Origin of the sequence: uncultured Tyzzerella sp. (assembly GCF_963558545.1) — a bacterium.
Lineage (GTDB): Bacteria > Bacillota > Clostridia > Lachnospirales > CAG-274 > Tyzzerella.
On sequence record NZ_CAUWHO010000023.1, the window covers coordinates 1 to 13,673 of the forward strand.

Consider the following 13,673-nt stretch of genomic DNA (forward strand, 5'->3'; position numbering starts at 1 on the left):
GTCGCATACTAAAACAACTTTACAGCATTTCTTATATTTTAATATAAAAAAAGACTTATTTTTTTGTAAATATATAACAGAAAATACGAATTATTGTAAATGTTTATTAATAGTTGTAAAAAATTATTTATTTATAGGGATAAAAATTTCTTGACTATTTACAAAATTTTCCATAAAATGTAATTAGTATGTGATAATATTTTCATAAATTAACAAAACTTATAATTATATGTCTAAGGAGAGTTTTTTATGAAAAAAAGTAATAGTATTAGCTTACCAAAAAACATAAAGCAAATGGGGAATATTGATGATGAGTTAAAAATTTATATGGAGGACTATGTTTTTACATATTTACAGCAGTATTCAAAGCATTCTAATAGAGAAGAGAGAATAGCTGTTTTAATAGGAGATTCCTATACTATTGATGGTAATGATGTGTTATTTATTAATGGCGCTGTTAAGGGGGAGCACACTATAATTGAAGATGGAATGGTAAAACTTACTAAAAAATCTTTTGATTATATAAACGAACAAATAAATACATATTTTAAAGATTATAGTATTGTAGGTTGGTTTTATTCTCAACCTGGGTTTTCTGACTATATAAACGAAGGCTATATAAATTATCACAAAGAAAATTTTGATAAGAAAAATCAAGTATTTTTTTTAAGTGACCCAATAGAAAATATAGGAGGTTTCTATACACTATATAACAATGATTTTAAATCTATTAACGGTTTTATCATTTATTATGAAAAGAATGAAGCAATGAGTGAATATATGCTAAATAATAAAACATCTAACACTAATCGCGATAAAGAAGACATCTTTAAATCTAAAGATGAAAGGCTTATAAATATGAGTAGGAAAAAAAATACTACTAATAAAAATACTAATTCATTAAATGAATATAGAAAAATGACTAGCATATTTAGTTCTTTAAGCGCTGTTTTATTCCTTGTTTGCTTTATAATGGGAGCTGGTCTTATACAAAGCGATGATAAAATAGCAGAGCTTGAAAAAAGGCTTGCTAAATTAGATGACAGCTATAGATATATCTTAAGCCAAATAAAAGATGATAATGTTCAAAGTGTTTTTGCACAAAACAATTATAAAACTGAAGAACCCTCATCAGAACAAACATCTTTTTTATCTACATCTAATACTACACATACAACAACAGAAATAACAACTTCTACTACCGAAGTTTCTAGTGTTACTACTACCGAAAAAGACCCAGAAACAACTAGTAAAGATATTTCTAAAGACAATAAAAACTTTAAAAAATACCAAGTAAAAGAAGGTGATAGCTTAGAGCTAATCAGCAAAAAGTTTTATGGAAATAGAGATAAAATAGAGGAAATAATGAATATAAATGGATTAGATAATCCAGATACAATATATGTTGGTAAAACATTATTACTTCCTTAACTACTGAATTTAATATCTAATTTATTTAAGATTTTGGGGGGATAAATAATGTATTCTAAAAATACATTAAACGAAGATATAACAATGGCTCTAGCACACGAGGTAAAAAGCCCTCTATCGCTTATAAAAGCAAATATAGAGCTTCTAGAGCTTGAAAATGTGCTAGATAATCATAAAAAAAACGTTAAAATAATTAAAAATGAAATTAATAAAATATCTGAAATTGTATCAGATTTTATGTTATTTTGCAATCAAAATTATAAAAAAGATTTGACAAAAATAAATTTATTAGATTTAGTTAAAGATTACATAGAAAAATTTAATGTGTATATGAATATTACATTTAGCCTAAATTGCTTTGAAGATGAAAAAGATATAACTATACTATCTGAATATTATAAAATATCAGTTATACTCTCAAATATATATAAAAATTGTGTAGAGTCAATATCTGATAAACAAGGGTTTATACAAACTAATATTTACATAAAAAACAATTACATCATTATAGATGTTATAGATAATGGTAAGGGGTTAGATGAGGAAATATCTAAGAAAATATATGAGCCATTTTTTACAAATAAAAGTAGCGGTAGTGGGCTTGGTATACCTATTTGTATTAACGCTATGAAAAGTATTAATGGAAAATTTGAAATATTTAATAATAAAAAATATGGCTGTACGACTAGAATTAAATTTAAAAAATAAATTTTTATATTACCAAAATTTTTATTATAATTTGCAAATTATATATAAATAATTTATAATTACAATAATTTAATTACAATAATAAAAATGAGGTTTAAATATGAAAAATATAGAAATAGAAAAAAAATTTTTAGTAAAGTATATCCCAAATTTAAAAGATTGTAAATCATCATATATAAAGCAAGGCTACATATCTACAAACCCTGTTTTAAGAATTAGACAAAAAGATGAAAAATACATATTTACTTTTAAAGGTAAAGGTGACATATTAAGAAAAGAAATAGAAATAGATTTATCAAAAGAAGAATTTGATAATTTATGGTTAAAAATAGAAGGTGAACCTATTATAAAGACTAGATACTTTATCCCATTAAAAGAGGGACTAATAGCAGAGCTAGATATTTATGATGGTAACCTAAAAGGTTTTAAAAATGTAGAAGTAGAGTTTGATAGCATTGAAGAGGCTAATAGTTTTGTACCACCAGACTGGTTTGGTGAGGATATTACAAAAAATATTAAGTATACCAATGCTTATCTCTCCAAAATATCAAACTCTAATATTAAATAGTTTATATTTATTTTAGGAGGTATCATTTTGAATCAAGATAAAATACGTGTTTTATTAGTAGACGATAACAAGGACTTTTGTGACATATTAAAAAACTATTTAGACAAACAGTCTAATATAGAAGTTGTAGATATTGCTTTTGATGGATTAGAAGCCTATAATAAAATATTAGCCTTAAACCCTGATGTTGTTTTATTAGATGAGGTTATGCCACATCTTGATGGTATAGGTGTTTTAGAAAAGCTACAAAATGTTAAAGATGTTAAGAGTATGTGTATTATGCTAACAGCCGTAACGCAAGAGCAAGTTACACAAAAGGCTTTCTCCTTAGGAGCAAAATATTATATAGCTAAACCATTTGATATGGAACTTTTAGTATCTCGTATAAAACAATTAAAAGAGCATACTGTATCTAGTACCAATACTAATAAAACAGTAACAAATTATACAGAATTGGATTTGGAAACACGCGTTACAAACATACTACACGAAATAGGTGTTCCTGCCCACATTAGAGGGTATCATTATATGAGAGAAGCTATAATAATGGCTATTGGAGATATAGATGTTTTAAATTATATAACAAAAGAGCTATATCCATCTATAGCTAAAAAATGTAACACTACACCTAGTAGAGTAGAAAGAGCTATAAGACACGCTATAGAAGTAGCTTGGAGCAGAGGAAGAATAGATGCAATAGATAACCTTTTTGGCTATACTATAAATAATCATAAAGGCAAACCTACAAATAGTGAATTTATAGCACTTATAGCAGATAGATTAAGGCTAGAGCTTAAAGCTAGCTAATAATATAGTATCTTAATTATAATAATAAAAGGCAGTATATACTGCCTTTTATTATTATATAAAATATAATCTTATACTTTATATTAAGACAACTTTTAATAACAATACGCTTCTTTATCTTAGATTGTATAAAAAGCTATAGCTCAAGGGACTTTAGCCCTTATACGCAAAAAATATGACTTTTACCCTATAATATCTCAAAAAATAAACTTGTTATTTTTTGAAAAGGTTGTAGACTTTTTCTACAATCTCATATCTTTTTTATTATCTCTATATTTTTTTAACATTTCTTCTTTTGATACCTTTAATATATTTACTTTGCTTTTACTATTTAAAGAAATATTATTGTTTATTAAATTTTTATTTTTTTCTTCTTGCAATCTTATTTTTAAGTCTATATCTGTTGCTTGTTGTATTTTATCTTTTATCTGTATTAAGTCTTCTTTAAATATACTTTTATTTTTGTTAAGCCCACCTTTAAAGCTCTCAAATATACTTAAAAACATATCATCTATATTAATAAGCTCGTTTATTAAATCCTGCTTTTCATCTAAAGACATTTTAATAAAACAATCTACCTCTTTATCTTCCTTAAAAACAACATTTTGACTTTTGGTAATACTTAAAATGATATTTAATATTTCTATTTTTCTATCTAAAAGATAATTTAAATTATTTATTTTATTGTATATTTCTTCTAATTCTTTCAAAAAAACACCTCTTAAAAATAATATATTGTTATTTTATCACATAAATTTGCCCTTTACAAATCTATTTTTAAAAGGTATAATAAAATTAATAATATAATGATAAATGCTTTGATAAGGACAGTAAGTATATATTCTTAGTTTAGCGAGCTAGAGATGGTGCAAGCCTAGCCAATAGATTTATACCGAAAATCACCTTTTAGCAGTAACACCGAACAGTTATATTTTATATAAATAAAACTTAGTAGGCTTTAACGTATCCCCTACGTTACAGGGTTTGAGTGGGTAGCTTTTGCTACCAAATCAGGTGGTACCGCGTTTATTACGTCCTGTCTTTTTGGCAGGGCTTTTTTATATTATTATTAATATTAATAATAACCTTAATGATAAATATAAATTTTAGGAGGTAATGTATGTACGATAAGGTTTTAACAAATTTAGACTTTGTTGAAAGAGAAAAAGAAATTTTAAGCTTTTGGAAAGAAAATAAAATTTTTGAAAAAAGTATAGAAAGCAGAAAAGATGGCGAAGTTTTCACATTTTTTGATGGTCCTCCAACAGCTAATGGGTTGCCTCATATTGGGCATATTTTAACAAGAACTGTTAAAGACATTATCCCACGCTACAAAACTATGAAAGGATACAAAGTTCTTAGAAAAGCTGGCTGGGACACACACGGATTACCTGTTGAGCTTGAAATAGAAAAAAACTTAGGCATTAGTGGTAAACCACAAATAGAAAAATATGGTGTAGAGCCTTTTATAAAAAAATGTAAAGAAAGCGTTTTCACATACGAAAGCCTTTGGAGAAAAATGAGCGATAGAGTTGGCTTTTGGGCAGATATGGATAACCCTTATGTTACTTATCACAATTCCTACATCGAATCTGTTTGGTGGGCTTTAAAGCAAATATGGGATAAAGGCTTATTATACAAAGGACATAAAATAGTGCCTTATTGTCCACGTTGTGGTACATCTTTATCTAGCCACGAGGTTGCTCAAGGCTATAAAGATGTAAAAGATAAATCTGCCTATGCTAAATTTTTAGTAAAAGGCACAACAAATGAATTTTTAGTAGCTTGGACTACTACACCTTGGACACTTCCTTCTAACATTGCTCTTACTGTTAATGCAGACGAAGACTATGTAAAAGTAGCTTTAAATGACGAAAAATATATTTTAGCAGAAGCCTTAGTATCTAAAGTTTTTGGAGAAGAAGAAAAACCAGAAATTTTACAAAAATGTAAAGGTAGTGAGCTTAAAGGCCTACAATATGAACCACTTTTTGACTATGCTAAAGATATAGTAAAAGACCAAAAAGCATATTATGTTGTATGCGATTCTTATGTTACTCTTACAGATGGTACTGGTATAGTACACTGTGCACCTGCCTTTGGTGAAGATGATGCTCGTGTAGGTAAAGACAATAATCTTCCTTTTGTACAGCTTGTTAATGAAGAAGGTAAATTTTTACCAGAAGTTACAGACTGGGCTGGTGTGTTTGTTAAAGATGCAGATGAAGATATTATAAAAAAATTAAAACAAGAAAATAAACTTTTAAAAGCAGAAAACTATGAGCATAGCTATCCATTTTGTTGGAGATGCGACACACCTTTACTATACTATGCTAGAGATACTTGGTTTATAGCTATGACAAAAGTACGCGATATGCTTGTTAAAAATAACAATACAGTAAACTGGATGCCAGATAATATTAAACACGGGCGTTTTGGTAATTTCTTAGAAAACGTTATAGACTGGGGCTTATCTAGAGAACGTTACTGGGGTACTCCTCTTCCTATATGGGAATGTAGCTGTGGCCATAAAGAAGCAGTTGGTAGCATAGAGCAATTAAAATCTATGTCATCAGATTGTCCAGATGATATAGAGCTTCACAAACCTTATATAGACAATGTCCATTTAAATTGCCCTAAATGTAATGGCACTATGAAACGTGTAACAGAAGTTATAGACTGTTGGTTTGACTCTGGTTGTATGCCTTTTGCACAATGGCATTACCCATTTGAAAATGAAGAAATATTTAAACAAAACTTCCCAGCAGACTTTATATCAGAGGCAGTAGACCAAACTAGAGGTTGGTTCTACACACTTATGGCTATATCCACTGTTTTGTTTGACAAAGCTCCTTATAAAAACGTTATAGTTTTAGGCCACGTTCAAGATAAAGACGGTAAAAAAATGAGTAAATCTAAAGGAAATGCAATAGAGCCTTGGGAAATTTTAGAAAAACAAGGTGCAGATGCTGTTAGATGGTATTTCTATATAAATAGCTCCCCTTGGTTACCTAACAGATTTTACGAAGAGGCCGTAAACGAAGGCCAACGTAAATTTATGGGTACATTATGGAACACTTACGCTTTCTTTGTTTTATACGCTAATATAGATAATTTTGACCCTAACAATTATACATTAGAGTATGATAAGCTTTCTCATATGGATAAATGGATTTTATCTAAGCTTAATTCTTTAATAAAATTTATAGATGAAGGACTAGAAAACTATAAACTTACAGAAACATCAAGAGCTATGTCAGAGTTTGTAGATGAGCTTAGCAACTGGTATATAAGACGCTCTAGGGAGCGTTTCTGGGGTAAAGATATGCCTCAAGATAAAATTAATGCTTATATGACTTTATATACAGTTTTGGTTACACTTACAAAGCTTTCTGCTCCATTTACACCATTTATAGCAGAAAGTATATACCAAAACCTTGTTTGCAAAGTATCTAAAGATGCACCAGAAAGTGTTCATCTTTGCAATTTCCCAACATATGATGAAAAACTTATTGATAAAAAGTTAGAAGAAAATATGGACACAGTTTTATCAATAGTTGTAGCAGGGCGTGCTGGTAGAAATACTGCTAATATTAAAAATAGACAACCAATAGGAAATATGTTTGTTAAATCTAATGTAGATTTAGACAATATGTTTATAGATATTATTAAAGAAGAGCTTAATATAAAAAATGTAGAATTTAAAGACGATGTATCTGCATTTACAAGCTATAGCTTTAAACCACAGCTTAGAACTCTTGGCAAAAAATACGGCAAGCTTATACCTTCTATTAGTAACTACTTAAAAGAAAATGACGGTATTAAGCTTATGAGCGAGCTTAAAGAAAATGGAGCTATTAAATTTACAATAGATAACCAAAACATTGAGCTTAGCGAAGATGATGTTTTAATAGAAACAGCTCAAATGGAAGGATATGTAGCAGAAAGCGATAAAAATATTACTATCGTTTTAGATACAAATCTTACTCCAGAGCTTTTAGAAGAAGGGTTTGTTAGAGAAATAATAAGTAAAGTTCAAACAATGAGAAAAGAAATAGAGTTTGAAGTGTTAGATAAAATTACTGTTTATTATTCTAACAATGAAACTATCCATAACATTATATGTAAAAACATTGAACAAATAAAAGAAGATGTTTTGGCAACAGATATTATAAATGGCTCTAGCGATGGCTATTCTAAAGAATGGAACATTAACGGAGAAAAAGTTACTTTAACAGTTGTAAAAAATTAAATATAAAAATTAAATATAAAAAGTAGGTTTCCCCTACTTTTTATATTTTAACTAAATATGGAGATTATAACTATGTTTAAATCTATTTGTAAAAAATTATTTAGCAAAGAAATAATATTATATTTAGTGTTTGGTGTGCTAACAACTTTAGTAGACACTGTTGTATTTTATATATCTAATTATACACTAAATATACACTATGTTATATCCACTTGCTTAGCTTGGATTTTTGCCGTTTTATTTGCATATGTTACTAACAAACTTTTTGTTTTTTCTGCCATAAAAAATAAACAAAATATATTTAAAGAAATGTTTTATTTCTTTTCTCTTAGGCTAGTATCCTTATTATTATCTATTATTTTTATGGTTTTAATGGTAAATGTATTTAGCATAAACGAGCTTTTATCAAAAATATTAGTAAACTTTTTAGTAGTTATATCTAACTACTTTTTTAGCAAAATTTTTATTTTTAAATCATAATTTTTTATTTAAAAATTATCAATATATGGTATAATATATAAGATTTAATATAAAACATTTAATGTGAGGTAATCATATGATAAAAAAATTTATAGATAATAATTATTATATCTTTTTAGCTGTGGCTATATCATCTGTTATTATGCTTATAACTTATGCCTTTTGTGGATTTTATCCTTTTGGAGAAAATAGCATACTAAAAGTAGATTTATACCACCAATATGCACCCTTTCACGAGGAGCTAAGGCAAAAACTACTAACAGGAGATAGCCTTTTTTATTCTTGGCAAGGTGGGCTTGGTAAAGAATTTTTAAGCCAAATAGCTTATTATACAGCTAGTCCTATTAGCATTTTTATATTATTTTTCCCTAGCAAATATATATCAGAAGCTATTTTATTTTTTGTATTTGTAAAAATTATTTTATGCTCATATTGTTTTGCATATTATTTAAAAAATTCTTTTAATAAAAATACTATTATTGTATCTATATTTGCAATAATGTATGCTTTTATGGCATTTATCACTAGCTTTTATTGGAACATAATGTGGCTAGATTCTATATATCTATTTCCTATTGTAGCTCTTGGTATAGATAGGCTTGTAAAAAATGGTATTTATAAAACTTATCTTATTAGCCTTATATTTTGTATTATTGTAAACTTTTATATAGCCTTTTTAGTTTGTATATTTGCAACATTATATTTTTTAATAAAAGTTTTTTCAGAGTATAACGTAAAATCAGAATTTAAATCTATACTAGATAGAATTATTAAATTTGGTATTTTATCCCTATTAGCTGGTGGTGCAACTATGTTTTTAGCTATCCCTACTGTTGTTGCATTAGGTAGAACTCAAACATCAGATACAACTTTTCCATCATTTGAAATTTACCAAAATGTATACCAAATAATAACAGCCCATTTTTCTGGTGCAAGGCCTGTTGTTTTAGCTAGAAACGAAGACTTACCTAACCTTTATAGTGGTGTTTTAACAATGGTTTTAATACCTACCTATTTCTTTAACAAAGAAATAAAAATAAAAGAACGTATATCTTTTGCTGTATTAATATTATTTATGTTAGCTTGTTCTATCTTTAAACAGCTAGACTTTATTATACACGGGTTTCATTTCCCTGCTAACCTACCTCATAGATACACTTTTATATATTCTTTTATAATATTAACCCTTGCTTATAAATCTTTAATAAATACAAAAGGGATAAGGCCTTTAGCCATATATGTTACTATACCTCTTTACATTGTATATATTATTTTAAGCGAGTATTATTTAATAAATGTAATAGAAGACATATCTAGGGTTTTATCTATTGGAGATATTATATCTAATATAGTTTTATTAGTAGCATATACTTTTATAGTATTATACTATAAATATAACAGTAGCAAAGATAATAATTATATTAATAAAAATAATGTTTTATCTAATACATTTTCTATATTGTTTGCTATTATAGCTTCTTGCCTATTTATAGGTGGACTAATATATACTTTTAAAAGTTTTGAAGAAGGTAAAGAGCTTACAAATGGATTTTATATTTTAACTATTGTTTCCATAGCAATAATTTTATTATGTAGTTTTATATTAAAATATTCTATAGAAAAAATTAACTTTAAATTTTCTTTAACATTGGCTTTACTAATATTGTTATTTACTGTATCTGGAGAGAGCTTGTTTAACTGTTTAAATGGCTTTAACCATAGTGGATACACAAATAGAAAAAAATATGTATCCTATATAGATGCAACAGATAATGTAATAAACTATATTAAAGAAAATGATACAGACGAAAATAAGTTTTTTAGACAAGAATTTGCTAGATTTACTGCTATAAACGAATCTACAATGTACCATTATAATGGATTTTCTCAATTTTCATCTTTAGCATATGGAGATACATCAAAATTATTAGAAAATTTAGGTATAGCTGCCACTAGCAACTCTTATAGATATTATGACCCAACACCCCTTGTAGATTCAATGTTTAATATAAAATATGTTATGTCTAAAGACAACGAAATAAAAAACCAAAATTATAATTTAATTGATAAATTTGATAATGTATACTTATATAAAAATAAAACACCTTTATCCGTTGGATTTATGGTAAATGATAGTATAAAAGATTGGGAAACAGAGCAAGATACACCTTTTATAACACAAAATAATTTTGTATATAAAGCAACAGATATAAAAGATGAGCTTTTAACAGAATTTCCTGTTGAGCATTTTAGGGCAGATAATGTAGATATAAAGCCAAAAGAAGAAAAACAATCATACTCGTATACATTACAAGATGAAACAAACCTTGATTTAATACCTACTGTTTATGCTAGAGCATATATACCAAAAACACAAAGGACATTTTTATATGTAGAATCTACCAATTCTAAGAGATTTAAATACACAATAAATGGACAAAAGTTTGATAGAGAAATATCTACTGGTAGAAGCCTTATAGACCTTGGGGTATTAAATGCAGGTAGCTTTGTAGATATAGAGTTTTCTCTTGACAGAAAAGGTGCTTATGAAACTACTTATTCCAAAACTGGTAACTTTAGAGTGTATGCAGCATCTTTTGATACCGATTTATTTGAAAATATATATAATGAGCTATCTGACGAAATGCTAACCGTTACAGATTATGACAGTACTTCATTAAATGGTACTATAAATGCTAAAAAAGATGGTATTATGTTTACATCTATCCCTTATGATAAAGGATTTACTGCATTTATAGATGGTATAGAAACAGAGCTTATCCCTATTGGTAATGACGGCCTTATAGGTATATCCGTACCAGAAGGCCAACATCAAATATCTTTTAAATATAGAGTTAAAGGATTTAACATTGGATTACTATTAACTATTTTATCTTTAGTTGGTATTGTAGCTTATATTTTTATTGATAAAAAATTATTACTTAATAAAAAAAGGGAAGTGTAAAACACTTCTCTTTTTAATATTTTAAAACTTTCTATATAATATATTAAATGCTTTTAAACTACTAAATTAGCCCATATATTACCTATCCCTTTAAAAATAGTTGACTTATTTTAATATTTATTATATAATTTGTAAATAATAAGTAAAAGGAGAAAATTTATGAAAAAACTATCAAAATTAATTAAATCTGTTTCTATTTTAGGTTGTGTACTGTTAAGCTCTGTTTCTGTATTAGCAGATTCTAATAAAGTAGTTAAAGTTACAATTGGAAGCACAATGGCAAACATAGATGGAAAAAATGTTTCTATTGATGTTGCACCTTATATACAAAAAAATACAAATAGCACAATGATACCTTTAAGATTTGTTTCAAACGCTTTAGGTATAGATGATGACGATATAGAGTTTGACACTAAAACAAAAACTATAACTATCGAAAAAGATGACAATGTTGTTAAATTTTTTATAAATGATAGTAAATATGTACTAAATAATGCAACAAAAAATACTGCCAATGGTAAATTACCTAAAGTTGAAATTAAAGATGGAAGAACTTTTGTTCCATTTAGAACTTTAGCAGAAGCTTTTGATTTAGAAATTCAATGGGATGCTAAAACAAAAACTGTTACTATGAGCGAAAAAGATGACAACGATGATAATGACGACAATAATACAAATGACAATGACGACAACAATGACAATAACAGCAATGATGATAATGACGACAATAATACAAATGACAATGACGACAACAATGACAATAACAGCAATGATGATAATAACAGCAATGATGATAATAACAATGACAACAATGATGATGACGATTCAAAAAAAAACTAAATTATAACAACAATAACACTAAAGAAAATATACCAGATAATAAAAACAACACTAAAGAAAATATGCTAGATGATAAAGAATTAAAAAAAATAGAATTAAGAGTTGTTGAGCTTGTTAATGAAGAAAGAGCCAAAAATGGACTTAACAAGCTATCTGTTGATGACAAATTAATGGACTTAGCAAGAGAAAAATCTAGAGATATGAAAGATAATGAATATTTTTCACACACTAGCCCAACTTATGGAAGCGCTTTTGATATGATTAATCAAAAAGGAATTACATATACAATAGCAGGAGAAAACATTGCAAAAGGACAAAAAACTGCAGAAGAAGTTGTTTTAGATTGGTTAAATTCTAAAGGACATAGAGAAAATATATTAAACCCTAGCTTTACAAAAATTGGTGTTGGACTTTCTGGAAATTTATGGACACAAATGTTTATAGGCTAAAAAATTTATAAATATTTATTTTAAATACTTTAGTAAAATAGATTTACTAAAGTATTTTTATATTAAAAATATAATCAATTTTTTATATAATTTGTATATAAAACAGATATTCCTAAACTTTTAGTATAATAAATACCACCCTGTTTAATGGGTGGTATTTAAGACTGTATACAAAATAATATTAAAGTAAAATTTTTTTAATTTTTATATCCTATTTATAGGGTATAAAAATTTTAGTCACAATACGAGGCTTTACCTTGGATTGTGTAAAAGCTAGATTTCTAGGGGGCTTAGCCCTTGTGCGAAGAAATCAGCTTTTCTACCATAGAATATATCAAAAAAATAAACTTGTTATTTTTTTGAAGAGGTTGTAGACAAAGTCTACAACCTCAAATACCACCCTGTTTAATGGGTGGTATTTATTATATATCAAAATATATTTTATATAATGTTAGTCCACAAGCAGATGCTGTTTTACCTGCCTTTTGCCTATCTTTAGATGCTATAATATCTTTTATATCTTCTGGTTGTTTTCTATTATGCCCTACATCTATTAATGTACCTACTATTATCCTAACCATATTATATAAAAATCCATTACCTGTTATTTCTATTGTAATAATGCCATCTTGTTTATTTATTGTCAAATCATATATTGTCCTTACTGTTGTTTTTGACATACTACCTGTTGCACAAAATGCCTTAAAATCGTGCTCACCTAAAAAATATTTTGTAGCTAATTTCATTTTTTCTATATCTAAAGGCCTATGTACAAACTCTGTATAGTGTTTTACTAAAGGGTTTAAAAATGGAGCATTGTATATTTTATATTGATATGTTTTTTTATAAACACTATTTTGAGGGTGAAAGCTTTCATCTACATATGTAGCATTTGTTACTACTATTTCTTTATTATTTAAAAAAGAATTTATTGCAAGTGGCAACCTATCTATTGGTATGTTAGTTTTATACTTTAATAATACAAGCTGGCATAAAGCGTGTACCCCTGTATCTGTTCTACTTGCTCCTCTTATGCTTATATTTTCTTTAAATAGATTAGATAAAGCCTTTTCTATCTCTCCCTGTATAGTTTTTACATTATCTTGCTTTTGCCAACCAAAATAGTTTGTACCGTCATAAGAAACTGTTAATAAAATATTTTTATTTTTCATA

11 protein-coding genes and 1 other annotated feature are annotated in these 13,673 nt (G+C 27.1%); of the genes, 9 read left to right on the plus strand and 2 right to left on the minus strand.

Annotated elements, in window-relative coordinates:
- The first annotated feature begins 249 nt into the window (after positions 1 to 249).
- From R5Z65_RS05125 to spo0A, 4 genes are all read left to right on the plus strand, one after another.
- Entirely contained in the window at positions 250 to 1,431 is a 1,182-nt protein-coding gene (locus R5Z65_RS05125; protein ID WP_317367519.1) for a LysM domain-containing protein, read from the plus strand.
- Between the two features lie 48 nt (positions 1,432 to 1,479).
- On the plus strand, positions 1,480 to 2,139 hold the full coding sequence (locus R5Z65_RS05130; RefSeq protein ID WP_317367521.1) for a HAMP domain-containing sensor histidine kinase: 660 nt from the start codon (positions 1,480 to 1,482) through the stop codon (positions 2,137 to 2,139).
- A gap of 100 nt (positions 2,140 to 2,239) precedes the next feature.
- Positions 2,240 to 2,707, plus strand: coding sequence for a CYTH domain-containing protein (locus R5Z65_RS05135; protein WP_317367523.1), 468 nt, complete (start codon positions 2,240 to 2,242; stop codon positions 2,705 to 2,707).
- Positions 2,708 to 2,734: 27 nt separating this feature from the next.
- Positions 2,735 to 3,514 (plus strand): sporulation transcription factor Spo0A, encoded by a 780-nt coding sequence (gene spo0A / locus R5Z65_RS05140; protein WP_317367524.1) that lies wholly within the window; start codon positions 2,735 to 2,737, stop codon positions 3,512 to 3,514.
- A gap of 242 nt (positions 3,515 to 3,756) precedes the next feature.
- Here the strand turns inward: spo0A and R5Z65_RS05145 are convergent, their stop codons facing one another.
- The gene (locus tag R5Z65_RS05145; RefSeq protein WP_317367525.1) at positions 3,757 to 4,224 is read right to left on the minus strand and encodes a hypothetical protein; all 468 of its coding nucleotides are present in this window, start codon (positions 4,222 to 4,224) and stop codon (positions 3,757 to 3,759) included.
- 99 nt (positions 4,225 to 4,323) lie between these two features.
- Positions 4,324 to 4,556: a binding site (T-box leader), on the plus strand.
- Positions 4,557 to 4,634: 78 nt separating this feature from the next.
- On the opposite strand from R5Z65_RS05145, the gene ileS reads away from it, so the two are divergent.
- The 5 genes from ileS (at position 4,635) to R5Z65_RS05170 (ending at position 12,500) form a co-directional block, all read left to right on the plus strand.
- The gene (gene ileS, locus R5Z65_RS05150) at positions 4,635 to 7,766 is read left to right on the plus strand and encodes an isoleucine--tRNA ligase (protein WP_317367526.1); all 3,132 of its coding nucleotides are present in this window, start codon (positions 4,635 to 4,637) and stop codon (positions 7,764 to 7,766) included.
- 72 nt (positions 7,767 to 7,838) lie between these two features.
- Positions 7,839 to 8,246, plus strand: coding sequence for a GtrA family protein (locus R5Z65_RS05155; RefSeq protein ID WP_317367527.1), 408 nt, complete (start codon positions 7,839 to 7,841; stop codon positions 8,244 to 8,246).
- 76 nt (positions 8,247 to 8,322) lie between these two features.
- Positions 8,323 to 11,211, plus strand: coding sequence for a YfhO family protein (locus tag R5Z65_RS05160; RefSeq protein WP_317367528.1), 2,889 nt, complete (start codon positions 8,323 to 8,325; stop codon positions 11,209 to 11,211).
- Between the two features lie 159 nt (positions 11,212 to 11,370).
- Positions 11,371 to 12,051: a copper amine oxidase N-terminal domain-containing protein gene (locus R5Z65_RS05165; RefSeq protein WP_317367530.1), complete on the plus strand. Its 681-nt coding sequence runs from the start codon at positions 11,371 to 11,373 to the stop codon at positions 12,049 to 12,051.
- 62 nt (positions 12,052 to 12,113) lie between these two features.
- Positions 12,114 to 12,500: a CAP domain-containing protein gene (locus tag R5Z65_RS05170; protein ID WP_317367532.1), complete on the plus strand. Its 387-nt coding sequence runs from the start codon at positions 12,114 to 12,116 to the stop codon at positions 12,498 to 12,500.
- 422 nt (positions 12,501 to 12,922) lie between these two features.
- Here R5Z65_RS05170 and truA read toward each other — a convergent pair whose 3' ends face one another.
- Complete coding sequence (gene truA, locus R5Z65_RS05175) at positions 12,923 to 13,672, minus strand: tRNA pseudouridine(38-40) synthase TruA (protein ID WP_317367534.1); 750 nt, start codon at positions 13,670 to 13,672, stop codon at positions 12,923 to 12,925.
- Position 13,673: the final 1 nt, after the last annotated feature.